We start from the raw sequence: 26,323 nt of genomic DNA, 5'->3' as shown, positions 1-26,323 counted from the left end.
TTACGGGCAGGTCAGCGCCGTCCCTTGGGCGTCCCCGGCGGAGGGGGCGGCGCAGGCGGTGGCGGCGGCGGGGGAGGGGTCCGCTTCTCCGGTACGGGCCCCGACGAGCCGCCGCCGGGCCGTCGCGGAGGCGGCGAGAGAGGCCTGGCCATGGTGGGAAGCCCGTACAGGTTCTCCGGCGGTTCCTCCCCCTCCCCCTGGCCGGGAACACCCGACTCGGGTGCGCTGCTCCGGTCGGGCGACCGCGCTTCCGTGGACGGGGCATCGGGCGCCCAGCCGCCCTCGTAAGACGGCTGTCCGTCCGGGCTCCACCCGCTCCCGCCCGGCCGCGCGTCCTCGGGTTCCACAGGCCCGTCGGGCAGCCGTAGATACGGATTCGTGTCGCGGTTGGGCGGCCGGTACGGCGAACCGGGCGCGTACGGGCCGGCATACGGATCCGGGCCGCCGACCTGCTCCGGGCGAACGCCGTACCCCGCTTCCCCGGCCGCCGTGCCCGCCACTCCGCTCGCCGCCACCGTCCCCTGCGGCCGGCCCGGCCCTTCCGCGCTCGCCCACACGTCACCCAGTGCCAACGGCACCGCCCGCCACCCCGCCGCCCCGCTCACGTACGCCAGCAGCGCGCCGGCGGCTCCCGCTCCCGCGCCCCACACCGCACCCAGCAGCACGGCCGCGACCAGCTGCCCGCGCAGTTCGATTCCGGCGCCGAACGCGTCGAAGCCCAGGACCGAGATCGAGGCGTCCACGGAGACCTTCGCCAGCCAGGCGAGCAGCGGCAGCGCCACCGCGGTCACCACCCCCAGCCGCAACGCGCACCGGCCGGCGAAGCGCAGGGCACCGGGATCCCGTACGGCGAGGGGCACCCGCCCCCTGACGTCGTCCGGCGCGACACCCCGGGCCAATGGTGTCCGTGCCGCCGCGAGGATGCCCGCCAGCAGCATCAGGAAGGCCGCCGCGACCCCCAGCAGCCATACCCGGCTGTCCAGTTCCGCCAGCCTGCCGAGACTGACCGACTGGTCGTCCGCCGAGCTGAGGAGCCGGTCCAGGGGATCCGGGAGGACGTTCACCAGCACCCCGGACGCGCTGCCGTCGAACGGGACGAACAGACCGATCGCGACACCCAGCCAGACCCCGTTGGGGGCGCCGAGCAGGGCCGCGCCCGCGATGCGCTTGGGGTGGGCGTCGCCGATCGCCGCGTACCCGGCTGCCGCGAACCCCGCCGCGACCGCCACCAGCGCCACGGTGACCAGGGCGGAAGCCGCCGGACGTACGACGCGGTGGACCGCTTCCCAGCCGCACGGGAGGGGAGTGCGGCGGGAGGCCAGCAGGGCGATCGCCAGGACTCCGGCCGCCCAGCCCAGGCCGCCGAGCAGGGTGGGGAGCGTGTCGACGGTGAAGCCGACCGCCGCCTTCGCGTCGATCAGGTCGCCGACCCGGTCGGGCAGCAGGCCGCTGATGTCGCCGAGCCCCGGGATGTCGATACCGCCGCCCCCGGTGCCCCCGCCGCCGCCCGTGCCCGGCAGATCGCCGAGGCCCAGCGCGCCGCCGTCGATCGTGATGACGTCATGCCCCGCCCAGGCCAGCCCGCCCAGGGTGGCCACGAAGAGGGCGATCACCGCTCCCGTGCGCGCGAGGAGTTCGGACGGGGAGATCACCGCCCCCGCCCCGCGCAGGGACCGTAGGAAGAACCACGACAGAAGCACAGCGCCCACCAGGCCGACCCCCAGTGGCGCGATCTCGACGGCGGTGGCCGCCTCCGCTCCTTTCAGGCCGAAGGCCGACACATCACCGGACGGCGTGACCGAACCACCCGCCCCAAGGACCACAACCGCCGCGGTCATCGGCCCTAGCGAGGCCGTGGCGTCCGCCTCCAGCAGATGCAGACCGAGCGCCGCCGTGCCCGCCATCGCGATCAACGCCCAGCTCACAGCGGAGATCGCGGAGAGCAGCACGTTCCCCCACGGCACCCGCCCGCCCTGCTCGGCCGTCTCGATGTTCATCGTCAGCCCCCGATCCGCGCGGCGGCGGTGCACCGCGCGTGTCCCCCTCGCGTGGGATTACCACTCTCCGGGCCGGTTTCCACCCCGTCAACGGCGCGTCGCCGTCCGCTTCCACGCCCCTTCCGCAAGGCCCGACTTTCGGTCAGGGGGCTGAGCCTGAAATAGTTCCCCACGATGTTCGACATCCCTAGACTCCCCGTGTTGGGGCAGATATCGGGGGACAACTCAGTGGGGCATGGAGTGCCGGAACTCGTACTGGAATTGAACGGACGGACCTGGACTCTCGATTCGTCCAGGCCCTACACCCTCGGACGTGATCCGCAGGGGGACATCGTGCTCGATGACGCCAGGGTCTCCTGGCGGCACGCCACGATCAGCTGGGGCAGCCGCAGCTGGGTCATCGAGGACCACGGAAGCACCAACGGCACCTTCGTGCAGGGGCAGCGGATCCACCAGATGGAGATCGGGCCGGGCTCGGCCGTCCATCTCGGCAACGCGACCGACGGCCCGCGTCTGAGCCTCTCCAGCGGTGCCGCCTCGGTGGCGACGCCGCAGGTGGCGCAGGTGCAGCAGCCGTTCGCGGCCCAGGGCGCGAGCCCCAGCTGGGCCCAGCCGCCGCAGCAGCAGGCGCCCGAACAGAGCTGGCCGCAACAGCCTGAACCACAGCAGCAGGCCGCCGCGATCCCGCAGCAGCAGGGCCCCGGCGCGGGAGCGGCGGCGGGGGCGCCGCCGGTGTACGGCGACCGCAGCCCGACCACCTTCCACCAACTGCACCTCGGCCGGGTGATGCGCATCGGCCGCGCCCTGGAGAACGAACTGGTCGTCTCCGACCTCCAGGTCTCCCGCAACCACGCCGAGTTCCACGCGACGCCCGACGGCCGCTTCGAGATCCGCGACCTGGGCTCGCACAACGGTACGTACGTCAACGGTATGCCGATCGCCAAGGGCGGCACGGCGCTGCTCGGCCAGAGCGACATCGTCGGCGTCGGCCACTCCACGTTCCGCCTGGTCGGCGACCGTCTGGAGGAGTTCGTCGACACCGGCGAGATCTCCTTCTCGGCGCGCCATCTGACGGTCACGGTGGACGGCGGCAAGCAGATCCTCAAGGACGTCTCCTTCGGTGTCCCGGAGAAGTCGCTGATCGCGGTCATCGGCCCGTCGGGCTCCGGCAAGTCGACGCTCCTGAAGGCGCTCACGGGCTACCGGCCCGCCAACCAGGGCGACGTCCTCTACGACAACCGCAACCTGTACAAGCAGTTCGCCGAGCTGCGCCAGCGCATCGGTCTGGTCCCCCAGGACGACATCCTGCACAAGGAACTGACCGTCAAGAAGGCCCTCAAGTACGCGGCCAAGCTGCGTTTCCCCGCCGACACCACGACGGAGGAGCGCGAGCACCGCATCGGCGAGGTGCTGCGCGAGCTGAAGCTCGACATCCACAAGGAGAAGAAGGTCACCTCCCTCTCCGGTGGCCAGCGCAAGCGCGTCTCGGTGGCCCTGGAGCTGCTCACCAAGCCGTCACTGATCTTCCTGGACGAGCCGACCTCCGGCCTCGACCCGGGCATGGACCGTGACGTCATGCAGCTGCTGCGAGGCCTCGCCGACGACGGCCGCACGGTCCTCGTCGTCACGCACTCCGTGGCCGAACTGGCGATCTGCGACAAGCTCCTGGTGATGGCGCCGGGCGGCGCCGTGGCGTACTTCGGACCGCCCGAGGAGGCACTGAACTTCTTCGGCTACGACACCTGGGCCGACGTCTTCTCCTCGTTCGAGAACTACCGCGACTACGACTGGGCGGGACGCTGGAAGGGATCGCAGCACTACCAGATGTACGCCGCGGACATCGACGCCGTCGCCCCGCAGTCCGTAGACATGCCACCCGCACAGGCCATGCGCCCGCCCAAGCCGCAGGGCTGGGGCTCCCAGCTGATGACCCTGGTCCGGCGGTACGTGACGGTCATCGCCTCCGACAAGGGCTTCCTGGCGCTGACGGTGATCCTGCCCGCGGTGCTCGGCGCGGTGAGCCTGCTCATCGACCCGGACAAGACCCTGCTGCCCGGCAAGATCAACAAGAGCGGCCTCAACGTCCCGAACGGGACGGCCACCACCGTGCTCCTCATCCTCGCGGTGGGTGCCTGCTTCGCCGGAGCCGCCAACTCGGTCCGTGAGCTGATCAAGGAACGGGTCATCTACGAACGGGAGCGCGCGACCGGTCTGTCGCGCTCCGCGTATCTGATGTCCAAGGTGATCGTCCTCGGCTTCATCACGGTGCTGCAGGGACTCATGGTCGGCGCGATCGGCTTCTCCAGCCGCACGATCCCCGACGAGGGCCTGATCTTCGGCAAGTTCGTACTGCTCGAACTCTCCATCCCGATCATGGCTCTCGGCTTCTCGTCGATGATGTTCGGCCTGGTCATCTCCTCCCTGGTGAAGACCTCCGAGAAGACCATGCCGCTGCTCGTGATGTTCGCGATCATCCAGGTCGTGTTCACCGGCTGCCTGTTCATCCTGCACGGCAACATCGGGGTCAACGAGTTCTCGTACCTGATGCCGTCCCGCTGGGCGGTCGCCGCCGCGGGCGCCACGCTGGACTTCAACAAGATCAGCCCGAACGTCGACGACCCCGGCAGTACGGACCCTCTTTGGGACCACACGGCCACCGCGTGGGGCATCGACATGGTCGCGTTGATCGCCCTCGGCGTGATCTGCGGGTTCTTCGTGGCCCGCTTCCTGCGCCGCCACGAGCCCGAGGTCATGCGCAAGTGACGACGGCCGTACGACGGTGAAGGGCGGCACCCCCTGGTGGGGGTGCCGCCCTTTCGCCTGTACGAGTCAGAGGTCCGCGCAGGCCTCAGTACGCGCTGTTGACGTTGTCGATCGAGCCGTACTTGTCGGCCGCGTAGTTGGCGGCGGCCGTGATGTTGGCGACCGGGTTGTAGATGTTCGTCGACGTACCGGAGACGTGGTACGCGTTGAAGGTCGGCGGGATGACCTGGAGCAGACCCTTCGACGGGATGCCGTTGATGGCGTTGATGTCCCAGTTGTTGATCGCGTACGGGTTACCCGAGGACTCCCGCATGATGTTGCGGTACAGGCCGTTGTAGGAGCCCGGGATGCCCTTCTTCCCCATGATGGAGAGGGACTCGCGGATCCAGCCGTCGAGGTTGTTCGGGTACGACTTGGCGGCGGCCTTCCTGAGCGCGGCACGCTTGGCGGACCGGCTCGCGGCCGTCCTCGCCTCGCGCTCCTTCGCGGCCTTCGCCGCGGCCTTCTTCTTCGCGGCCTTCTTGGCCGCTGCCTTCTTCGCGGCAGCGGCGTCGGCGGCCTTCTTCTTCGCCGCGGCGGCCTCGGCCTTCACGGTCGCACCGGCCAGCTGGTCGGTGATGCTCGCCTTCACGTCCTTGAGCTGCGCCTGGTCGAACACCACAGGAGCGGCGGAGATGGCCTCGGAGGCGGGCTGCGCGTCGCCGCTCGGCGCGAGGGTGAACGCGAGGACGGTGACGCTGAGCGTGGCGGCGCCGGCGATCGCGAGCTTGCGGGTCCTGGCCGACATACGACTACGACCAGGAGCGGTGGTGTTCTTGGGCATGGCGGTAGGACCTCTTCGAATGGCGCGGAGGTCGCTCGGCGTCCCAGCGGGACAGGGGTGCTTCCGGCACAAACGCCGCGGGGGAACCCGCGGCGCTGAGCGACGACAGCCATTCTTAGCGGCCGCAAAAAGGTGTGGCAAAGGTGTGACGTACTACGGGGGGTAGTGGACCCGGGCGGGGCAAAATAGGACAGATAGGAGCGTCTTTCCCGCTCACCGAGTGGGCGTTTGTCTCCTATGGGCCCTAGTAAGTGATGTGGACCCTATGTGCGGGGTCACAGGGAGCGGACAGTCGTTTCACTGTTAGTTGCGAGAGCAATGCTCAGTGTGAGGTTCCGTTTCCGGCCTCGGCCGGGAGGAGGAGATGCACGTCCCCGAACTCGTGCCACAGGTACCGCTCGCGCACCGCCTCCTCGTACCCCCGGTCGATCGCGGCCCGCCCCGCGACCGCCTCCAGCATCAGCAGATGCGATGCCTCCGGCTCGTGCAGCCCCGTCAGCAGCCCGTCCACGACCCGTACGCCGCGCTCGGGCGTCACCACCAGGTCGGTCCACCCCTCGGCCGCCCGGACGACACCGTCCGGCCCCGCCGCGGACTCCACCGCCCGCACAGCCGTCGTACCGACCGCCACGACCCGCCCGTCCCCGGCCCGGACGGCGTTGATCAGCCGCGCCGAGGCCTCCGGCACCGCGAACCGCTCCGGATACGGCGCCTCGTGCGCCTCCGCCGACGCGACCCCGGTGTGCAGGCTGACGGGCGCGAACCGCACGCCGCGGCTCACCAGCTCCGTCACCAGCCGCGCGGTGAAGGGCCGCGCGGCACTCGGCATCTCCGCACTGCCCGCCCCGTCGCGGGACGGCAGCGCGAACACCGTCTGATACACGGACAACGGCTGATCCCGTTCCGTATAGGAGTAGCGAATGGGCCGCCCGTACTCCCGCAGCAGAGACAGCACCTGCCCGTCCACCCGCGCCCACCACAGCCGGTGACCTCGCCCGGTCAGCGGCTCCTCAAGAACCAGCCCCACACCCTCAGGCAGCCGCACAACCGCCCCCGAGACACCCGCACGCGCGCGCGTGGTGCCCGTCCCATCGGGATCCCGCAGCTCGACGGCCCACCGCCCGTCGTCCCCGCACATGGAGAAGTGCACCACCACGCGCGCGTGCCCCACCCGCCCGTCCACGGCCGCGGCCAGCGTCGACGACGTGTTGACGACGAGCAGATCCCCGGCCCGCAACTGCCGGGGCAGCTCGGCGAACCGGTGATGCGACACCGCGGTCCCCCGCGACACGAGCAGCCGTACGTCGTCCCGGTCCAGCCCCGGCCCGCGCTGCTCGGCCGGCACCCGCGCCGACAGCTCCCGCGGCACCTGTACGGCCGATGTCATCGCGCCTCCATCAGGGACGGCGCCGAATACCGCCCGCTCGCCGGCCGCTCGTCCAACAGCCGCAGAAAGGCGGGTACGACACTGCCGGGCTCCGGACGCGGATCCTCGTCGTCGGGTACGGCCGCCGTGTACAGGTCCGTCCCCATGTCCCCGGGATCGACCGCCCAGACCCGCACCCCCGGCTCCTCCTCCCCGAGCACCGCCGCCAGCTGGTCGAGCGCCGCCTTGGAAGCCCCGTAGCCGCCCCACGTCTCGTACGCCTCGGCCGCGGCGTCCGAACTGACGGTGACGACCGCTCCGGCCGCCGACCCCCGCAGCAGCGGCAGCGCCTCCTTGACCAGGCCCAGCGCGGCCACCACGTTCACCTCCAGCGCCCGCCGCAGCCCCTCCAGGGACAGCTCCTCCAGCCGTACGAGCGGTTCGGCGCCCAACGCGCTCGCGTTGCTCACCAGGAGATCGACGCCGCCCAGCTTCCGCGCCGCCGACACCAGCCCGGCACGATGACCGGCGTCCGTGACATCACCGGGGAGGGCCTCCACCCGTCCTCCGTACGCGGACAGCTCCTCGGCGGTGGTGCGCAGGACCTCCGGGGTTCTCGCGTCCAGTACGAGATCCCAGCCCCGGCGCGCGAGCGCCGACGCCAGCGCCCGCCCCAGACCCTTGGAAGCCCCCGTGATGATCGCAACCGGCATGACAGCGTCCCCTCGTCCTCGGCTCGGCCGCCGGTGACCGGCAGCACACCCAACGTAGGAACGGGACAGTCCCGGCCGCCTCGTGCGTCGGCCGCATCGCACCGGGGCCCTTCGCCCTAGGGCTTACGGCCCAGGCAGGGCCGACGCGGGTCGGATACGCACTGTCACACCCCGCCGGTACCGTGAGGGCATGAGTCAGGGACCCCGGTCCGGCCTGGCCGCGGTGAGCGCCGCGCTGCTGGCCATGAGCAGGCACCTGGAGGTGCGCGACGTCCTCAAGACGATCGTCGCCTCCGCCAGAGAGCTGCTCGACGCGCAGTACGCGGCGCTGGGGGTCCCGGACGACCACGGCGGCTTCGCCCAGTTCGTGGTCGACGGCGTCAGCGACGCCCAGTGGAAGGCCATCGGCCCGCTCCCGCGCCAGCACGGCATCCTCGCCGCGATGCTGCGCGAGGCCCGGCCCGAGCGCCTGGCCGACGTCCGCGAGGACCCACGCTTCGAGGGCTGGCCGTCCGCCCACCCCGACATGTCGGACTTCCTGGGCCTGCCGATCCGGGACGGCGACGAGGTACTGGGCGCCCTGTTCCTGGCCAACAAGAGGTGCGCGAAACCGTCCGGCGGCTGCGGTTTCACCGAGGACGACGAAGACCTCCTCGCCATCCTGGCCCAGCACGCGGCGATCGCCCTGACCAACGCCCGCCTCTACGAGCGCAGCCGCGAACTGACCATCGCCGAGGAACGCTCACGCCTCGCCCACGAACTGCACGACGCGGTCAGCCAGAAGCTGTTCTCCCTGCGTCTGACCGCACAGGCAGCCGCCACCCTCGTGGACCGTGACCCCGCCCGCGCCAAGGGCGAACTGCAGCAGGTGGCAGCGCTCGCCGCGGAGGCGGCCGACGAACTGCGCGCGGCGGTCGTGGAGCTCCGCCCCACCGCGCTGGACGAGGACGGCCTGATCGCCACGCTCCGCAGCCACATCCAGGTCCTCGACCGCGCCCACTCCGCGCACGTGACCTTCGACAGCCACGGGGTCCGCGCCCTGCCGGCGGCCCAGGAGGAGGCCCTGCTGAGAGTCGCCCAGGAGGCCCTGCACAACGCGCTGAGACACTCCGGGGCGGCCCGCGTGGAGGTGACCCTGGCAAAGCGCGGCCAGGGTGGCGCGGCCCTGCGCGTCACCGACGACGGCAGCGGCTTCGACCCGACGGCGACACGCAGCGCCGGACGCCACCTCGGCCTGGTCTCCATGCGGGACCGGGCGAGCGGGGCCGGCGGCAGGCTGGACGTGGAATCGGCCCCCGGAAAGGGCACCACTGTCGAGATGGAGGTCCCCGGTGGCTGACGCGATCAAGGTTCTGCTCGTCGACGACCACCAGGTGGTCCGCCGAGGACTGCGCACGTTCCTTGAGGTGCAGGACGACATCGAGGTCGTGGGCGAGGCGTCGGACGGCGCCGAGGGAGTCGACCGCGCACAGGAACTGAAACCCGACGTCGTCCTCATGGACGTCAAGATGCCGGGCATGGACGGCATCGAGGCGCTGCGCAGACTCCGTGAACTCGACAACCCCGCGCGCGTGCTGATCGTCACGAGCTTCACCGAGCAGCGCACGATGGTCCCCGCACTCCGCGCGGGCGCCGCCGGGTACGTCTACAAGGACATCGACCCGGATGCCCTCGCCGGCGCCATCCGTTCCGTGCACGCGGGACACATCCTGCTCCAGCCCGAGGTCGCCGACGCGCTGCTGACCCAGGAGGAGAGCCACTCGGGCCAGGGGAGGGGCGGCTCGCTCACCGAGCGGGAGCGGGAGGTGCTGGCCCTGATCGCGGACGGCCGCTCGAACCGGGAGATAGCCCGCGCCCTGGTGCTGTCCGAGAAGACGGTCAAGACGCATGTCTCGAACATCCTGATGAAACTCGACGTGGCGGACCGTACGCAGGCGGCGTTGTGGGCGGTACGCCACGGTATGGCCTGATGGCCGACAACTCGGAACGTTCCCTTCCGGGCTGAGATTCATACCGTCGTGGGAATGTCCCCCGGATGGCGCATCCTTCGTGGATCTCCGGCGTTCTCCAGTGCGTGCCGCGGCGAACCTGCCGCGGTGAACACAATGGGAGGGCTCAGACATGAAGAACCTTAAGAAGGCCGCTGCTGTGACGATGGTGGCGGGCAGCCTGGTCGCCGCCGGTGCCGGTTTCGCCTCCGCCACGGAGGGCGCTCACGCGAGCGGCCAGGCCGTCGGCTCGCCGGGCGTCGTTTCGGGCAACCTCGTCCAGGCCCCGGTGCACATCCCGGTGAACGTGGTGGGCAACAGCGTCAACGTCATCGGCGCGCTGAACCCCGCCTTCGGCAACCTCGGCCTCAACCACTGAGAAACCGCGCCAGCAAGGCACTGAGGCCCTGACCTACGGCCTCCTGGGTACGCCCGGGAGGCCGGTCGGGGTAGGCATCTCAGCCCGTCCGGCGTTTGAGGACGAGGCCCCTTCAGGGCCGACAGCGGGGGCCCGGGGGGCGCAGCCCCCAGAAGACGCCCACACCAGCGGACCCGCACCGCACAACAGACCTCACCGCACTCCCCGCTCCTCCACAACGGAGTTGTACGCCGCGACCTGCGCCCGCCGAGCCGTCCGCTCCACCGGCCGCAACGCCTCCGCCCGCGCCGACATCTCCGACGCGCTCACCGCCCCGCCCGGCCCGTTCTCGGAAGCCACCGAGATCAGCAACCCCACCCGCTGCGCCAGCTCCAACACCCGTACCGCCCGCGGCGGATACCCCGGCGCCAGCACCTCGCGCCCCCGCTCCGCCCGCGCCCGGTACGCGTCGATCGCCGCCTCCGCGACCGGCCCCGACCCGGCGACGTCCAACCGCGCCAACACCGCCGTCGCGTCCCGCAGCGCCTCCGCCAACTCCCGCTCGGCCTCCCCGAGCGACGGCACGTCGGCGGGCGGTGCCTCACGCACCTGCAGGCAGTGCCAGATCACCTCGACGTGCACGTCCCCGGCCGGCCCGGCCTCGTACACCTCCGGCACCAGCCCCAGCGCGGCACCCTCGCAGATCACCGCCTCCTCCGCCTCCAGCGCCCGCGCGTTGAACTCGGAGGGCCCGCTCAGCCCGAGCGGATGCCCGGGCGCGGGCAACGCGAGCCGAAGCCCGGACGCACCGAGCGCCCGCAGCCGCCCCAGCGCGAGCGTGAGACCGACGGGCGCCGACTCACCGGGCACCCCCTCGACCCGGTGCACCGCGTCCTCCCCGACGATGGCCAGCACCGCGTCGTCCGGCGAAACAAGTCCGGCCAACAGGGCATTTCCCCATGCGGCCAGTCGTCCTGAGCGTGGTTCCGAGAGCATGCCCCCACCCTAAGGACCGACCGAGGGGGAGGACGGGCCGACCGGTGGCGTAGATTTCGTGGGGGGCTGCGCCCACAGGCGCACATGAACGCGAGACTGGCCGACACTGCATTGGGAGACAACCCGCTCATGAGCGATGTTCTGGAGCTGGAGGACGTATCCGTGGTCCGCGAGGGCCGGGCTCTGGTGGACCAGGTCTCCTGGTCGGTCAAGGAGGGCGAACGCTGGGTCATCCTCGGCCCGAACGGCGCCGGGAAGACGACCCTCCTGAACCTCGCTTCCAGCTACCTCTATCCCAGCCAGGGCACCGCCACCATCCTCGGTGAGACCCTCGGCAAGGTCGACGTCTTCGATCTGCGTCCACGCATCGGCATGGCCGGCATCGCCATGGTCGAGAAGCTGCCCAGGCGCCAGACCGTCCTCCAGACGGTGCTGACCGCCGCGTACGGCATGACAGCCGGCTGGCAGGAGGAGTACGAGGACATCGACGAACGGCGAGCCCGCGCCTTCCTCGACCGCCTCGGCATGAGCGACTACCTCGACCGCCGCTTCGGCACCCTCTCCGAGGGAGAGCGCAAGCGCACCCTCATCGCCCGCGCCCTGATGACCGACCCGGAGCTGCTGCTCCTCGACGAGCCCGCCGCGGGCCTCGACCTCGGCGGTCGCGAAGACCTCGTACGCCGTCTCGGCCGTCTCGCCCGCGACCCGATCGCCCCCTCGATGATCATGGTCACGCACCATGTCGAGGAGATCGCCCCGGGGTTCACCCACGTCCTGATGATCCGGCAGGGCAAGGTGCTCGCGGCCGGCCCCCTGGAGCTCGAACTCACCTCCCGCAACCTGTCGATGTGCTTCGGCCTTCCCCTCGTCGTCGAGCAGCGCGGCGAACGCTGGACCGCGCAGGGCCTGCCGATGGCCTGACGGCACACGAAGCACCATGTGGAACAACTGGAAGAACCCTGTGCCAAGTTGATCGGCGTACTGTCGGTGACCAGGCCCGCGGACCTACCATGACGATGTGAACGACATCGACGCATGGGTGTGGTGGCTCGTCGGCGCGGTGGCGCTGGGTATCCCGCTCGTGGTGACCGCGATGCCGGAGTTCGGCATGCTCGCCGTGGGCGCGCTGGCGGCTTCCGGTGCGGCCGGACTCGGCGGCGGAGTGGTCGTCCAGGTGCTCGTCTTCGCCGTCGTGTCGACCGCGCTCATCGCCGTCGTACGGCCCATCGCGACCAGGCACCGCGCGGACCGGCCCCAACACCGCACCGGAATCGACGCGTTGAAGGGCAAACAGGCCGTCGTCCTGGAACGCGTCGACGGCGCCGGTGGCCGGATCAAGCTCGCCGGAGAGATCTGGTCGGCCCGCTCCCTGGACACCCAACTCGCCTACGAAGTAGGCCAGGAGGTGGACGTCGTCGAGATCGAGGGGGCCACGGCGATCGTCATGTGACCTCTGCACGGCGCAAGTGATCGGAACGTCCCACAGGCACCCGACGGTCTGTCACACTCGACCAGCAAGATCTTCGACAAGCAAGATCTTCAACAGGCATACGATCTTTCCGTAAGCGCCACGGCGGAGAAGGGTACGGGGATCCACGATGGAACCCATCATCATCGTCCTGATCATTCTGGTGGTGTTGGTCTTCATCGCCCTGATCAAGACCATCCAGGTCATTCCACAGGCCAGCGCAGCCATCGTGGAACGGTTCGGCCGGTACACGCGGACACTCAACGCGGGCCTGAACATCGTCGTTCCGTTCATCGACACCATCCGCAACCGCATCGACCTCCGCGAGCAGGTCGTGCCGTTCCCGCCGCAGCCGGTGATCACCCAGGACAACCTGGTCGTCAACATCGACACCGTCATCTACTACCAGGTGACGGACGCGCGCGCGGCGACGTACGAGGTCGCCAGCTACATCCAGGCCATCGAGCAGCTCACCGTCACCACGCTCCGCAACATCATCGGTGGCATGGACCTGGAGCGGACCCTGACCTCCCGCGAGGAGATCAACGCGGCCCTGCGCGGAGTCCTCGACGAGGCCACCGGCAAGTGGGGCATCCGCGTCAACCGCGTCGAGCTGAAGGCGATCGAGCCGCCGACCTCCATCCAGGACTCGATGGAGAAGCAGATGCGCGCCGACCGTGACAAGCGCGCCGCGATCCTCACCGCCGAAGGTATCCGCCAGTCCCAGATCCTCACCGCGGAAGGTGAGAAGCAGTCCGCGATCCTGCGCGCCGAAGGTGAGGCCAAGGCCGCCGCCCTGCGCGCCGAGGGCGAGGCCCAGGCCGTCCGTACGGTCTTCGAGGCCATCCACGCCGGTGACCCGGACCAGAAGCTCCTCTCCTACCAGTACCTCCAGATGCTCCCGAAGATCGCCCAGGGCGACGCCAACAAGCTCTGGATCGTCCCCAGCGAGATCGGAGACGCGCTCAAGGGCCTGTCCGGCGCCATGGGCAGCTTCGGCAACCTGGGCGGCGGCGGTTCGGGCGACGGAGGCAACTCGGGCGGTGGCGGCACCGAACGCCGAGAAAAGCCGTCAATCACAGACTGACGGCAGTGCCCCGCGCCCTGAAGGGGCGCGGGGCACTGCGCGACAAGCCACAACCAACCCGCGGCGAACGAACAACCGGTGGACCCCGGACAAGTCCCACCCGCACGAACCTACGCCGCCGGCTGCGCCAACCACTCAGGCAGCGCAGCAAGATCATCCTGACCGAGAGACAAAAGCATCGCGTCCGCAGGCGACGGCTCGAACGGCAGCCGCAACAGCGGCATCCCCGCCTGCTCCGGAGTCCGGGCCGCCTTGCGGTGGTTGTCCTCCGAGCACGACGCGACGGTGTTCAGCCAGGAGTCCTGGCCGCCCTGCGCCCGCGGCACCACGTGGTCCACGGTCGTCGCCCGCCGACCGCAGTACGCGCACCTGTGCCGGTCCCGGACCAGCACACCCCGCCTCGACCACGGAGCTTGTCTTCGGAACGGCACCCGGACATAGCGGCAGAGCCTGATCACACGCGGCGCGGGTATGTCGACCGCCGCTCCGCGCATACGGATCTCGGGGTGGGCCTGCTCGACAACAGCCTTGTCCTGCAGCACCAGAACGACGGCCCGGTTCAACGTCACCGTCGACAGCGGCTCGAAGCTCGCGTTCAGTACCAGCGTGTCCCGCATCCAGCCCACCTCCTCTGCTCACCGGCCCACCGCGTGACGGGCGGGCTTGGATCAACTCTGGCCGGGCACGCCGAGATGGACAACGCAATAAAAAATGCCCGCCTCTGATCACTTCCATGACCAGAGGCGGGCAAACGTTCAATGAACGTCAGTCTTCGGCGGAAACCTCGTACTCACCGACGAGTTGGGCACGCGCGATCGCGTGGAACCGGAGGTTGAAACCGATGACCGCGGGCGACGCGTCCGCGTCCGGACCCAGCTTCTCCTGATCCACGGCGTACACCGTGAACACATACCGGTGCGGACCGTGCCCGGCCGGCGGCGCCGCACCGCCGAAGTCCCGTGTGCCGTAGTCGTTGCGCACCTGGACCACGCTCTCGGGCAGCCCGTCGAACTTCCCGCTGCCCGCGCCCGTCGGCAACTCGGTCACCGAGGCCGGGATGTCGAACGCGACCCAGTGCCAGAACCCGCTGCCCGTGGGCGCGTCCGGGTCGTAGCAGGTCACCGCGAAACTCCTGGTCTCCGGCGGGAACCCCTCCCACCGCAGCTGCGGCGAGGTGTTGCCGGACGCGTAGACCTGAGCGTCCTTGAGTGTCGCACCCGCCTCGACATCCTCACTCGTGACCGTGAACGACGGCACGGGCGGATGGAAGTCGTGCGGCAGCGGCGGCCTCTTGAGCTCGGTCACCTCGGTACCTCCTGGGGAGATCGGTTCGTATCTGTATCTGTATCTGTATCTGCGTCTGTAGCGGGCCGGGCCGACAACGCCGTTCGGTGCTCCCGGACCCTCCTGACTGGGCCCTGCGCGCGTTCTCCGGCTGCTAGAACCAGCTGCGCTTGCTGCCGACCTCGGCCAGCCACTGGTTCAGGTACGCCGCCCAGTCGGTGCTCTGGTAGTCGTGCAGCCCCACCTGGAACGAGCGGAAGGTGTCACTGCCCTCGCTGAACAGCCCCGGCTTCTTGTCCATCTCCAGCACGACGTCCATCGAGTGCTCGTCGGCGACGAAGCTCAACTCGACCTGGTTCAGGCCCCGGTACTGAGACGGGGGGAAGAACTCGACCTCCTGGTAGAAGGGAAGCTTCTGCCGCGTACCACGAATGTGGCCGCGCTCCAGGTCCGCGTTCTTGAAACGGAAGCCCAACTGGACGAATGCGTCCAGGATCGCCTTCTGCGCGGGCAACGGGTGCACGTTGATGGGGTCCAGATCACCGGAGTCGACCGCACGGGCGATCGCCAGCTCGGTGGTCACCCCGATGTTCATGCCTCGCAGTGGCTGACCGTCGATCATCGTGACCGGCGTCTCCCAAGGGATCTCCAGCCCGAACGGCACGACGTGCACGGCACCGGCCTGTACCTCGAAGGCGCCGCCCAGCCGCACCTTCGTGAACTCGATGTCCTGCTTGTACTCCTGGTCACCGCCCTCGACCTCGACCTTGGCCTGAAGCCCGACGGACAGCCCCTCGATCTGCTGGTTGACGGAACCGCCCTGGATCCGCACCTCACCCTGGACGACACCGCCCGGAACGACGTTGACCTCCGTCAACACCGTCTCGACCGAAGCCCCACCGGCACCCAGGCTCGCGAGCAGCTTCTTGAACGCCATGTCTCTCCCTTGTCCAGCGATCCTTGCGATCCCTTGATCCTTAGAAACGCGATCCGGCCGTGGCCGGTTCCGTCCTCACCCTGGCAAGCCGGACGCTTCCTGGCCACCCCGCTCGCCGAGACACACCTGCACTACGCTCGGACGGCATGATCGCGCCCGCTGACCGTACGCCCCTCTCCAGGGAGTTCTTCGACCGGCCGGTACTGGAGGTAGCCCCAGATCTCCTCGGCCGCGTCCTCGTACGCACCACTCCGGACGGTCCGATCGAACTGCGCCTCACAGAGGTAGAGGCGTACGACGGCCCCAACGACCCCGGCTCCCACGCCTATCGAGGCCCCACACCCCGCAACAGCGTGATGTTCGGTCCGCCCGGTCATGTGTACGTCTACTTCACCTATGGCATGTGGCACTGCATGAACCTGGTGTGCGGCCCCGAGGGCACGGCCAGCGGGATCCTGCTCCGCGCCGGCGAGATCATCGAGGGTGCCGAGCTCGCCCGCAAACGACGAATTTCAGCCCGAAACGACAGGGAACTGGCCAAAGGCCCGGCTCGCCTGGCCACCGCCCTTGATGTGGACAGAGCCCTCGACGGTACGGACGCCTGCGCGGCCGGGGCCGCGTCGATCACGGTCCTGACCGGCACCCCTGTCACCACCGACCAGGTGAGCAGCGGTCCGCGCACCGGCGTGGCCGGCGACGGGGGTGTCCACCCCTGGCGTTTCTGGATCACCAACGACCCTACGGTCAGCCCCTATCGGGCCCATGCACCCCGTCGTCGCTCAACTTGACGCCCCCTTGGGGGGTCCGTAAGGTAGTCCGAGCCGCTTGACCCGGGTACGGCGATCGCCTGCAGCCGGAAGTGGCCAACCCACTACCTACGACTCCCTCTCAGCGGGGGCAATTTCGGCGTGCCTGCACCCTGAATTGCGAACGCGCGGAACTCGATTATGAGTTACCGAGGGAATCGGCTAACGTAGTGAATGTCGAAAGGCCGACAGGCGAAAGCCAAAAGCCCGAGGCACTCCCGCCGACAGGGAATCGGATCAGAAAATGATCTGATAGAGTCGGAAACGCAAGACCGAAGGGAAACTGCCCGGAGGAAAGCCTGAGAGAGTCTCTTGGGTGAGTACGAAGGAAGCGTCCGTTCCTTGAGAACTCAACAGCGTGCCAAAAATCAACGCCAGATTTGTTGATACCCCGGCTCACAGAGTTATCTGTGGGTTGAGGTTCCTTTGAAGTAACACAAACACAGCGAGGACGCTGTGAACGGTCGGGCTTATTCCGCTTGACTGTTCCGCTCTCGTGTGTGTGCGCCGGCTGTATTAATTTACTGGCCGAGCAAACATTCACGGAGAGTTTGATCCTGGCTCAGGACGAACGCTGGCGGCGTGCTTAACACATGCAAGTCGAACGATGAAGCCTTTCGGGGTGGATTAGTGGCGAACGGGTGAGTAACACGTGGGCAATCTGCCCTGCACTCTGGGACAAGCCCTGGAAACGGGGTCTAATACCGGATAATACCTTTCCTCGCATGGGGGTGGGTTAAAAGCTCCGGCGGTGCAGGATGAGCCCGCGGCCTATCAGCTTGTTGGTGAGGTAGTGGCTCACCAAGGCGACGACGGGTAGCCGGCCTGAGAGGGCGACCGGCCACACTGGGACTGAGACACGGCCCAGACTCCTACGGGAGGCAGCAGTGGGGAATATTGCACAATGGGCGAAAGCCTGATGCAGCGACGCCGCGTGAGGGATGACGGCCTTCGGGTTGTAAACCTCTTTCAGCAGGGAAGAAGCGAAAGTGACGGTACCTGCAGAAGAAGCGCCGGCTAACTACGTGCCAGCAGCCGCGGTAATACGTAGGGCGCAAGCGTTGTCCGGAATTATTGGGCGTAAAGAGCTCGTAGGCGGTCTGTCGCGTCGGATGTGAAAGCCCGGGGCTTAACCCCGGGTCTGCATTCGATACGGGCAGACTAGAGTGTGGTAGGGGAGATCGGAATTCCTGGTGTAGCGGTGAAATGCGCAGATATCAGGAGGAACACCGGTGGCGAAGGCGGATCTCTGGGCCATTACTGACGCTGAGGAGCGAAAGCGTGGGGAGCGAACAGGATTAGATACCCTGGTAGTCCACGCCGTAAACGGTGGGAACTAGGTGTTGGCGACATTCCACGTCGTCGGTGCCGCAGCTAACGCATTAAGTTCCCCGCCTGGGGAGTACGGCCGCAAGGCTAAAACTCAAAGGAATTGACGGGGGCCCGCACAAGCAGCGGAGCATGTGGCTTAATTCGACGCAACGCGAAGAACCTTACCAAGGCTTGACATACACCGGAAACATCCAGAGATGGGTGCCCCCTTGTGGTCGGTGTACAGGTGGTGCATGGCTGTCGTCAGCTCGTGTCGTGAGATGTTGGGTTAAGTCCCGCAACGAGCGCAACCCTTGTTCTGTGTTGCCAGCATGCCCTTCGGGGTGATGGGGACTCACAGGAGACTGCCGGGGTCAACTCGGAGGAAGGTGGGGACGACGTCAAGTCATCATGCCCCTTATGTCTTGGGCTGCACACGTGCTACAATGGCCGGTACAATGAGCTGCGATGCCGTGAGGCGGAGCGAATCTCAAAAAGCCGGTCTCAGTTCGGATTGGGGTCTGCAACTCGACCCCATGAAGTCGGAGTTGCTAGTAATCGCAGATCAGCATTGCTGCGGTGAATACGTTCCCGGGCCTTGTACACACCGCCCGTCACGTCACGAAAGTCGGTAACACCCGAAGCCGGTGGCCCAACCCCTTACGGGGAGGGAGCTGTCGAAGGTGGGACTGGCGATTGGGACGAAGTCGTAACAAGGTAGCCGTACCGGAAGGTGCGGCTGGATCACCTCCTTTCTAAGGAGCATCTAGGCCGCCAGGCATTGCTTGGTGGTCCAGGGCCATTACGTCGGCATACGTCCGGCGGTGGTTGCTCATGGGTGGAACGTTGATTATTCGGCACCTCAGTCATCTCGGGCTGTGAGTACTGTCCTTCGGGGCGTGGAAAGCTGATCTGAGTGGTAAGGGGTGTCGGGCACGCTGTTGGGTGTCTGAGGGTATGGCCGTGAGGTTGTGTCTTCAGTGCCGGCCCCAGTGAACTCGCCTGTCAGGGTGGGGTGGTGGGTGGTTGGTCGTTGTTTGAGAACTGCACAGTGGACGCGAGCATCTGTGGCCAAGTTTTTAAGGGCGCACGGTGGATGCCTTGGCACCAGGAACCGATGAAGGACGTGGGAGGCCACGATAGTCCCCGGGGAGTCGTCAACCAGGCTTTGATCCGGGGGTTTCCGAATGGGGAAACCCGGCAGTCGTCATGGGCTGTCACCCACATCTGAACACATAGGGTGTGTGGAGGGAACGCGGGGAAGTGAAACATCTCAGTACCCGCAGGAAGAGAAAACAACCGTGATTCCGGGAGTAGTGGCGAGCGAAACCGGATGAGGCCAAACCGTATACGTGTGAGACCCGGCAGGGGTTGCGTATGCGGGGTTGTGGGATCTCTCTTTCACAGTCTGCCGGCTGTGAGGCGAGTCAGAAACCGTTGATGTAGGCGAAGGACATGCGAAAGGTCCGGCGTAGAGGGTAAGACCCCCGTAGTCGAAACATCAACGGCTCGTTTGAGAGACACCCAAGTAGCACGGGGCCCGAGAAATCCCGTGTGAATCTGGCGGGACCACCCGTTAAGCCTAAATATTCCCTGGTGACCGATAGCGGATAGTACCGTGAGGGAATGGTGAAAAGTACCGCGGGAGCGGAGTGAAATAGTACCTGAAACCGTGTGCCTACAAGCCGTGGGAGCGTCGCTCACAGAGTTTACTCTGTGGGTCGTGACTGCGTGCCTTTTGAAGAATGAGCCTGCGAGTTTGCGGTGTGTTGCGAGGTTAACCCGTGTGGGGAAGCCGTAGCGAAAGCGAGTCCGAATAGGGCGATTTAGTAGCGCGCTCAAGACCCGAAGCGGAGTGATCTAGCCATGGGCAGGTTGAAGCGGAGGTAAGACTTCGTGGAGGACCGAACCCACCAGGGTTGAAAACCTGGGGGATGACCTGTGGTTAGGGGTGAAAGGCCAATCAAACTCCGTGATAGCTGGTTCTCCCCGAAATGCATTTAGGTGCAGCGTCGTGTGTTTCTTGCCGGAGGTAGAGCACTGGATAGGCGATGGGCCCTACCGGGTTACTGACCTTAGCCAAACTCCGAATGCCGGTAAGTGAGAGCACGGCAGTGAGACTGTGGGGGATAAGCTCCATGGTCGAGAGGGAAACAGCCCAGAGCATCGACTAAGGCCCCTAAGCGTACGCTAAGTGGGAAAGGATGTGGAGTCGCACAGACAACCAGGAGGTTGGCTTAGAAGCAGCCACCCTTGAAAGAGTGCGTAATAGCTCACTGGTCTAGTGATTCCGCGCCGACAATGTAGCGGGGCTCAAGCGTACCGCCGAAGTCGTGTCATTCCAGCACATACCCCCAACGGGGGCTGGGATGGGTAGGGGAGCGTCGTGTGCCGGGTGAAGCTGCAGCGGAAGCTAGTGGTGGACGGTTCACGAGTGAGAATGCAGGCATGAGTAGCGATACACACGTGGGAAACGTGTGCGCCGATTGACTAAGGGTTCCTGGGTCAAGCTGATCTGCCCAGGGTAAGTCGGGACCTAAGGCGAGGCCGACAGGCGTAGTCGATGGATAACCGGTTGATATTCCGGTACCCGCTGTGAAGCGTCAAACATTGAACCAGGCGATGCTAAGTCCGTGAAGCCGCCCCGGAGCCTTCGGGCAAGGGGGAGTGGTGGAGCCGACGGACCAGACCTGCAGTAGGTGAGTGATGGGGTGACGCAGGAAGGTAGTCCATCCCGGGCGGTGGTTGTCCCGGGGTAAGGGTGTAGGCCGTGCGATAGGCAAATCCGTCGCACATTGAGGCTGAGACCTGATGCCGAGCCGATTGTGGTGAAGTGGATGATCCTATGCTGTCGAGAAAAGCCTCTAGCGAGTTTCATGGCGGCCCGTACCCTAAACCGACTCAGGTGGTCAGGTAGAGAATACCGAGGCGTTCGGGTGAACTATGGTTAAGGAACTCGGCAAAATGCCCCCGTAACTTCGGGAGAAGGGGGGCCATCACTGGTGAGGAGATTTACTCTCCGAGCTGGGGGTGGCCGCAGAGACCAGCGAGAAGCGACTGTTTACTAAAAACACAGGTCCGTGCGAAGCCGTAAGGCGATGTATACGGACTGACGCCTGCCCGGTGCTGGAACGTTAAGGGGACCGGTTAGTCCAACTTCGGTTGGGCGAAGCTGAGAACTTAAGCGCCAGTAAACGGCGGTGGTAACTATAACCATCCTAAGGTAGCGAAATTCCTTGTCGGGTAAGTTCCGACCTGCACGAATGGCGTAACGACTTCTCGACTGTCTCAACCATAGGCCCGGTGAAATTGCACTACGAGTAAAGATGCTCGTTTCGCGCAGCAGGACGGAAAGACCCCGGGACCTTTACTATAGTTTGATATTGGTGTTCGGTTCGGCTTGTGTAGGATAGCTGGGAGACTTTGAAGCGGGCACGCCAGTGTTTGTGGAGTCGTCGTTGAAATACCAGTCTGGTCGTGCTGGATGTCTAACCTGGGTCCGTGATCCGGATCAGGGACAGTGTCTGATGGGTAGTTTAACTGGGGCGGTTGCCTCCTAAAGAGTAACGGAGGCGCCCAAAGGTTCCCTCAGCCTGGTTGGCAATCAGGTGTTGAGTGTAAGTGCACAAGGGAGCTTGACTGTGAGACCGACGGGTCGAGCAGGGACGAAAGTCGGGACTAGTGATCCGGCGGTGGCTTGTGGAAGCGCCGTCGCTCAACGGATAAAAGGTACCCCGGGGATAACAGGCTGATCTTCCCCAAGAGTCCATATCGACGGGATGGTTTGGCACCTCGATGTCGGCTCGTCGCATCCTGGGGCTGGAGTCGGTCCCAAGGGTTGGGCTGTTCGCCCATTAAAGCGGTACGCGAGCTGGGTTTAGAACGTCGTGAGACAGTTCGGTCCCTATCCGCTGCGCGCGCAGGAACATTGAGAAGGGCTGTCCCTAGTACGAGAGGACCGGGACGGACGAACCTCTGGTGTGCCAGTTGTCCTGCCAAGGGCATGGCTGGTTGGCTACGTTCGGGAGGGATAACCGCTGAAAGCATCTAAGCGGGAAGCCTGCTTCAAGATGAGTGTTCCCACCCACTAGATGGGGTAAGGCTCCCAGTAGACGACTGGGTTGATAGGCCAGATCTGGAAGCCCGGTAACGGGTGGAGGTGACTGGTACTAATAGGCCGAGGGCTTGTCCTCAGTTGCTCGCGTCCACTGTGTTAGTTCTGAGACAACGAACAGTTGTCGGCTTTTGAGCTAGAACATCTAACTGAAAAGTGTGCTTGTTCGCTCGAAACCAATAGGGTTTCGGTGGTCATAGCGTGAGGGAAACGCCCGGTTACATTCCGAACCCGGAAGCTAAGCCTTTCAGCGCCGATGGTACTGCAGGGGGGACCCTGTGGGAGAGTAGGACGCCGCCGAACAATCTTTGGAGGACCCCTGGTCCCAGCGTTCACGCTGGGACCAGGGGTCCTTTTGTTTTTTAAAGCACACACCGCCCGGAGCGCGCCGGCTAGTCGGCTGCGCGAGAATGACTTGCGGTACCGAAGACAGGAGTCACCCATCATGTCCACCAACTCTCCCGACGAGCGCCCGGAGCGCGACCCGCGCCGCCGGGACAGTGGTGACCGCGGCGACCGTGGCGGGTACCGAGGGGCGCCGCGCCGCGACAACGATCGCCGCGACGACCGCGGCGGTTCCGACCGTGGCGGCCGACCCGCGGGTGGTTACGGTCGCCGTGAGGACCGGCCGGCGGCCCCCCGTCGTGACGACCGGGGTGACCGGCCCGCCGGCGGAGGTTTCCGCCGCGACGACAACCGTGGCGAGCGTGGCGGTGCTCCGCGCCGTGACGACCGCCGTGACGGAGACCGCGGGGCTCGTCCCGCTTTCCAGCGTGACAACCGTTCGGACCGGCCGGAGCGCTCCGACCGTCCGGCGGGCCCCCGTCGCGACGACCGGGGTGACCGTCCCGCTTTCCGTCGGGATGACAACCGTGGTGGTGGCGGTGACCGCGGTGGTTTCGTGCGTCGCGATGATGATCGTGGTGGGTTCCGTGGGCGGAGCGACGACCGCGGTGGCCGTCCCGCCAGTGGCGGTTTCCGTGGGCGTGATGATCGTCAGGACGACCGTGGTGGTCGTCCCGCCGGCGGTGGTTTTGCCCGTCGTGACGATCGTCAGGATGACCGTGGTGGTCGTCCCGCCGGTGGCGGTGGGTTCCGTCGTGACGACAACCGTGGTGGTGGCGGTGACCGCGGTGGTTTCGTGCGTCGCCATGATGATCGTGGTGGGTTCCGTGGGCGGAGCGACGACCGCGGTGGCCGTCCCGCCGGCGGTGGTTTCCGTGGGCGTGATGATCGTCAGGACGACCGTGGTGGTCGTCCGGCCGGCGGTGGTTTTGCCCGTCGTGACGACGACCGCGGGGACCGTGGCGGGTTCCGTCGTGAAGATGATCGTGGTGGGTTCCGTGGGCGGAGTGACGACCGTGGTGGTCGTCCTGCCAGTGGTGGCTTCGGTGGGCGTGACGACCGGTCGGCGGCCCCCCGACGTGATGACCGACGGGACGGAGAGCGTTCTGGGTTCCGTCGCGATGATGATCGTGGTGGGTTCCGTGGGCGGAGTGACGACCGCGGTGGCCGTCCCGCCGGCGGTGGTTTCCGTGGGCGTGATGATCGTCAGGACGACCGTGGTGGTCGTCCGGCCGGCGGTGGTTTCGTCCGTCGTGACGACCGTCAGGATGACCGTGGTGGTCGTCCCGCCGGTGGCGGTGGGTTCCGTCGTGACGACAACCGCGGTGGCGGCTCCGCCGGAGGCGGCGGGTTCCGTGGGCGGGACGACAACCGCGGTGACCGTGGTGGCTTCCGGCGTGATGACGACCGCCGTGAAGGCGACCGTCCCGCTTTCCGCCGGGACGACAACCGTGGTGGTGGCGGCGACCGCAGTGGCTTCGTCCGGCGTGACGATGACCGTGGTGGGTTCCGTGGCCGGAGTGACGACCGCGGTGGCCGTCCCGCCAGTGGTGGCTTCCGTGGGCGTGACGACCGTGGAGGTCGACCCAGCGGCGGTGGTGGTTACCGGGGACGTGACGACAGCCGGGGCGATGACCGGCGTGGCGGCGGGTTCCGTGACGAGCGTGACAGGGACCGGGAGCCGATCAAGCGGCTGCCGATCGCCGAGGACGTCACGGGCGACGAGATCGACAAGGACGTACGCCAGGAGCTGATGAGCCTGCCCAAGGGGCTGGCCGAGGAGGTCTCCAAGAACCTGGTGATGGTCGCCCGGCTCATCGACGAGGACCCCGAGGGTGCTTACGGGTACTCGCGGGTGGCCCTGCGACTGGCTTCGCGCGTGGCCGCCGTACGAGAGGCGGCCGGGTTCGCCGCGTACGCGAACCAGAAGTACAGCGAGGCGCTGGCCGAGTTCCGTGCGGCACGGCGGATGACCGGGAACGTCGACCTGTGGCCCGTCATGGCCGACTGCGAGCGGGGGCTCGGGCGGCCCGAGAAGGCGCTCGACATGGCCGGGGCGCCCGAGGTGCACAAGCTGGACAAGGCCGGACAGGTCGAGATGCGGCTCGTCGCGGCCGGCGCTCGGCGTGACATGGATCAGCTCGACGCGGCCATCGTGACCCTGCAGAGTCCCGAGCTGGCCTCCAACTCCGTACAGCCGTGGACCGCGCGACTGCGGTACGCGTACGCCGACGCGCTGCTCGCAGCCGGGCGCGAGGACGAGGCACGCGAGTGGTTCGCCAAGGCCGTCGAGTCCGACAAGGACGGCAGCACGGACGCCTCGGATCGCCTTGCCGAGATGGACGGTGTGGAGTTCGTCGACGCCTTCGACGAGAGCGAGGACACGGACGAGGACACGGACGGGGACGGGGTCGAGCTCGTCAAGGGCGTCGAGTCCGTCGAGATCGAGTCCGCCGCCTCGACCGAGGCTGTGGAAGCGGCTTCGGCCGACGACGACATTGACGACCCAGACGACATGGGTGACTTGGACGCCAGTGACGACGAGGTCTCTGACGACGTCGAGGACGACAAGCGCTGATCTGCGGTAGTCGGCGAAGGGCGGGATCCCGGTCAGGGGTCCCGCCCTTCTGCGTTTCAGTGCGCCAGGCTGCGCAGGACCAGGCCGGAGGCCGGCTTGGGGCCGAAGGACGTCGACTTGCGGGGCATCGTGACGCCCTGGCGGGCCAGGTCGCGTACGACCTCCTCGCGGACCGGGTGCATCAGGACGGCCGTACCGCCTTCCTGCTCAGCCTTCTCCACCGTCGCCGCAGTGTCATGGATGTACGCGATGTGCGCCGGGGAGTCCTCGGGGATGTGCCAGACGTGGTCGAGGAGTGTCGCGTGCAGGACCGTCGCGTCCAGGGTGCGCCAGGCCTGTGGCCGGCCGGCCGGGACCGTGCGGGCCAGGAGAGCCTCGTCCGGGCGGTCCACGAGGTGGAAGGCGCCGTCGCCGGCCAAGAGGAAGGCGTTGCCCGCGGTGGCCGCCTCCGCGAGGGCGGTCAGCGCGTCGGCGAGCGGGACTGCCAGGTGGCGTACCCGGAAGAGGCCCTCCAGGGCCGCCAGGGCCTCCGGGACGGGGAGGCGGTGCAACAGGCGGTGGATCGCGCGTACGCGCAGGGGGTAGCGGACGGTGTTCACGAGGAGTACCAGACCGTGGTCCCAGGGGCTGGGGGACGGATGCTCCGCGCGTAGACGCAGATACGTCGCCCAGCGGTGGTGGCCGTCGGCGATGAGGGCCTGGTGATGTGTCAGGTCCGCCTGGATCCCGGCGAGTTCGGCGGGGTCGGTTACCGCCCACAGGCGATGGCCGAAACCGTCCTCCGTGGTCGTCGAGAGCAGCGGTGGACGGCCGGCGGCGCGTTCGACCACCGCGCTCGTGGTGTGCTGCGACGCGGCGGCGGAGTCGTCGCTCCGGTAGGTGAGGAGGAGGGGTTCGAGGTTCGCGGTGGTGGCGCGCATCAGGGCCGCGCGGTCCGCCACGACGTGCGGCATGACGTCCTCGTGCGGCAGGACGACGCCTTCCGACGGCTCCGACAGGCGCAGGGCGCCGATGACCCCGCGTTGGAGGTGGCCCGTCGTGTCGCGCTGCTCGTAGACGTACAGGGCGGGTTCGGGGTCGGCGGTCAGGATGCCCTCGGCGAGCCAGTCGTCCAGGGTGTCCGCCGCCTGTTCGTTGCGGATGGACGGGGTCGCCGCCTGGGGGAGGATCAGCCGGACGATGTTGTGCGGGTCGGCCGATTCGAGGTGTATCAGGCCGTCAGGGCGCACGATGACGTCGTACGGCGGGGAGGTCACGGCGGCCAGGCTGCCGACCCGGTCGGGGTCGTAGCGCAGGCCCCGGAACGGGGTCAGTTGAAGGCCCGTGCGAGCCGGTACGTCCGCGGGACCTGCAGTGTTCATTGGTGCATCGTAGGGCTGTCAGTGGCAT

19 protein-coding genes, 3 rRNA genes and 1 pseudogene are annotated in these 26,323 nt (G+C 67.3%); 13 read left to right on the top strand and 10 right to left on the bottom strand.

Features of this window, described 5'->3' with window-relative positions:
* Positions 1-11: 11 nt before the first annotated feature.
* Complete coding sequence (locus QA861_RS33520; RefSeq protein ID WP_334592402.1) at positions 12-1,997, bottom strand: streptophobe family protein; 1,986 nt, start codon at positions 1,995-1,997, stop codon at positions 12-14.
* A gap of 240 nt (positions 1,998-2,237) precedes the next feature.
* On the opposite strand from QA861_RS33520, the gene QA861_RS33515 reads away from it, so the two are divergent.
* The gene (locus tag QA861_RS33515; RefSeq protein WP_334592401.1) at positions 2,238-4,760 is read left to right on the top strand and encodes an ABC transporter ATP-binding protein/permease; all 2,523 of its coding nucleotides are present in this window, start codon (positions 2,238-2,240) and stop codon (positions 4,758-4,760) included.
* A gap of 85 nt (positions 4,761-4,845) precedes the next feature.
* On the opposite strand, the gene QA861_RS33510 is transcribed toward QA861_RS33515, so the two are convergent.
* From QA861_RS33510 to QA861_RS33500, 3 genes are all read right to left on the bottom strand, one after another.
* Positions 4,846-5,583 carry a transglycosylase SLT domain-containing protein gene (locus tag QA861_RS33510; protein WP_334592399.1) on the bottom strand — a complete coding sequence of 246 codons (738 nt, stop codon included), beginning with the start codon at positions 5,581-5,583 and terminating at the stop codon, positions 4,846-4,848.
* A gap of 322 nt (positions 5,584-5,905) precedes the next feature.
* Positions 5,906-6,970 carry an S-adenosylmethionine:tRNA ribosyltransferase-isomerase gene (locus QA861_RS33505; protein ID WP_334592397.1) on the bottom strand — a complete coding sequence of 355 codons (1,065 nt, stop codon included), beginning with the start codon at positions 6,968-6,970 and terminating at the stop codon, positions 5,906-5,908.
* A complete protein-coding gene (locus QA861_RS33500) occupies positions 6,967-7,662 on the bottom strand; it encodes an SDR family NAD(P)-dependent oxidoreductase (RefSeq protein ID WP_334592396.1) in 696 nt (231 codons plus the stop codon). Before QA861_RS33500 ends, QA861_RS33505 begins: the two co-directional genes overlap by 4 nt.
* Positions 7,663-7,852: 190 nt before the next feature.
* On the opposite strand from QA861_RS33500, the gene QA861_RS33495 reads away from it, so the two are divergent.
* The 3 genes from QA861_RS33495 (at position 7,853) to chpE (ending at position 10,029) form a co-directional block, all read left to right on the top strand.
* Complete coding sequence (locus tag QA861_RS33495) at positions 7,853-9,001, top strand: GAF domain-containing sensor histidine kinase (RefSeq protein ID WP_334592395.1); 1,149 nt, start codon at positions 7,853-7,855, stop codon at positions 8,999-9,001.
* Complete coding sequence (locus QA861_RS33490; RefSeq protein WP_334592394.1) at positions 8,994-9,632, top strand: response regulator; 639 nt, start codon at positions 8,994-8,996, stop codon at positions 9,630-9,632. The genes QA861_RS33495 and QA861_RS33490 overlap by 8 nt, the downstream gene beginning before the upstream one ends.
* 151 nt (positions 9,633-9,783) lie before the next feature.
* On the top strand, positions 9,784-10,029 hold the full coding sequence (gene chpE, locus QA861_RS33485) for a chaplin ChpE (RefSeq protein ID WP_334592392.1): 246 nt from the start codon (positions 9,784-9,786) through the stop codon (positions 10,027-10,029).
* Between the two features lie 192 nt (positions 10,030-10,221).
* Here the strand turns inward: chpE and QA861_RS33480 are convergent, their stop codons facing one another.
* Positions 10,222-11,004 carry an Rv1486c family protein gene (locus QA861_RS33480; protein ID WP_334592391.1) on the bottom strand — a complete coding sequence of 261 codons (783 nt, stop codon included), beginning with the start codon at positions 11,002-11,004 and terminating at the stop codon, positions 10,222-10,224.
* 129 nt (positions 11,005-11,133) lie between these two features.
* Here QA861_RS33480 and QA861_RS33475 point away from each other — a divergent pair, with 129 nt between their 5' ends.
* The 3 genes from QA861_RS33475 to QA861_RS33465 all read left to right on the top strand — a co-directional run bounded on the left by QA861_RS33475 (position 11,134) and on the right by QA861_RS33465 (position 13,559).
* A complete protein-coding gene (locus QA861_RS33475; protein WP_334592390.1) occupies positions 11,134-11,925 on the top strand; it encodes an ABC transporter ATP-binding protein in 792 nt (263 codons plus the stop codon).
* A gap of 97 nt (positions 11,926-12,022) precedes the next feature.
* Complete coding sequence (locus tag QA861_RS33470; protein ID WP_334592389.1) at positions 12,023-12,454, top strand: NfeD family protein; 432 nt, start codon at positions 12,023-12,025, stop codon at positions 12,452-12,454.
* A 148-nt stretch (positions 12,455-12,602) separates the two neighbouring features.
* On the top strand, positions 12,603-13,559 hold the full coding sequence (locus tag QA861_RS33465; RefSeq protein ID WP_006380686.1) for an SPFH domain-containing protein: 957 nt from the start codon (positions 12,603-12,605) through the stop codon (positions 13,557-13,559).
* Between the two features lie 110 nt (positions 13,560-13,669).
* Here QA861_RS33465 and QA861_RS33460 read toward each other — a convergent pair whose 3' ends face one another.
* From QA861_RS33460 to QA861_RS33450, 3 genes are all read right to left on the bottom strand, one after another.
* Positions 13,670-14,176, bottom strand: a complete 507-nt coding sequence (locus QA861_RS33460; protein WP_334592388.1) for an HNH endonuclease — start codon at positions 14,174-14,176, stop codon at positions 13,670-13,672.
* 148 nt (positions 14,177-14,324) lie between these two features.
* Positions 14,325-14,864, bottom strand: a complete 540-nt coding sequence (locus QA861_RS33455; RefSeq protein WP_334592387.1) for a YbhB/YbcL family Raf kinase inhibitor-like protein — start codon at positions 14,862-14,864, stop codon at positions 14,325-14,327.
* 133 nt (positions 14,865-14,997) lie between these two features.
* Positions 14,998-15,780 (bottom strand): sporulation protein, encoded by a 783-nt coding sequence (locus QA861_RS33450; protein ID WP_334592385.1) that lies wholly within the window; start codon positions 15,778-15,780, stop codon positions 14,998-15,000.
* A gap of 146 nt (positions 15,781-15,926) precedes the next feature.
* On the opposite strand from QA861_RS33450, the gene QA861_RS33445 reads away from it, so the two are divergent.
* The 4 genes from QA861_RS33445 to rrf all read left to right on the top strand — a co-directional run bounded on the left by QA861_RS33445 (position 15,927) and on the right by rrf (position 22,314).
* Positions 15,927-16,568: a DNA-3-methyladenine glycosylase gene (locus tag QA861_RS33445; protein WP_334592384.1), complete on the top strand. Its 642-nt coding sequence runs from the start codon at positions 15,927-15,929 to the stop codon at positions 16,566-16,568.
* 557 nt (positions 16,569-17,125) lie between these two features.
* Positions 17,126-18,652: ribosomal RNA gene (locus QA861_RS33440) — 16S ribosomal RNA — on the top strand.
* 314 nt (positions 18,653-18,966) lie between these two features.
* Positions 18,967-22,090 (top strand): 23S ribosomal RNA (locus QA861_RS33435).
* A 107-nt stretch (positions 22,091-22,197) separates the two neighbouring features.
* A 5S ribosomal RNA gene (gene rrf / locus QA861_RS33430) occupies positions 22,198-22,314 on the top strand.
* Together the 16S, 23S and 5S rRNA genes form the textbook arrangement of a ribosomal RNA operon.
* A 133-nt stretch (positions 22,315-22,447) precedes the next feature.
* Here the strand turns inward: rrf and QA861_RS47245 are convergent.
* Positions 22,448-23,164, bottom strand: coding sequence for a hypothetical protein (locus tag QA861_RS47245; RefSeq protein ID WP_443041614.1), 717 nt, complete (start codon positions 23,162-23,164; stop codon positions 22,448-22,450).
* 72 nt (positions 23,165-23,236) lie between these two features.
* On the opposite strand from QA861_RS47245, the pseudogene QA861_RS47240 reads away from it, so the two are divergent.
* A pseudogene (locus QA861_RS47240) lies at positions 23,237-23,860 on the top strand (tetratricopeptide repeat protein); the annotation flags it as partial.
* A gap of 249 nt (positions 23,861-24,109) precedes the next feature.
* Positions 24,110-24,934 carry a tetratricopeptide repeat protein gene (locus tag QA861_RS33420; RefSeq protein ID WP_334594929.1) on the top strand — a complete coding sequence of 275 codons (825 nt, stop codon included), beginning with the start codon at positions 24,110-24,112 and terminating at the stop codon, positions 24,932-24,934.
* A 56-nt stretch (positions 24,935-24,990) separates the two neighbouring features.
* On the opposite strand, the gene QA861_RS33415 is transcribed toward QA861_RS33420, so the two are convergent.
* Complete coding sequence (locus tag QA861_RS33415; RefSeq protein WP_334592383.1) at positions 24,991-26,295, bottom strand: DUF1015 domain-containing protein; 1,305 nt, start codon at positions 26,293-26,295, stop codon at positions 24,991-24,993.
* Between the last annotated feature and the right edge of the window lie 28 nt (positions 26,296-26,323).

This window comes from Streptomyces sp. B21-083 (assembly GCF_036898825.1).
Taxonomy (GTDB): Bacteria; Actinomycetota; Actinomycetes; order Streptomycetales; family Streptomycetaceae; genus Streptomyces.
Note: the sequence above shows the minus strand (reverse complement) of the source record. Positions and strands in the feature narration are given on the sequence as shown.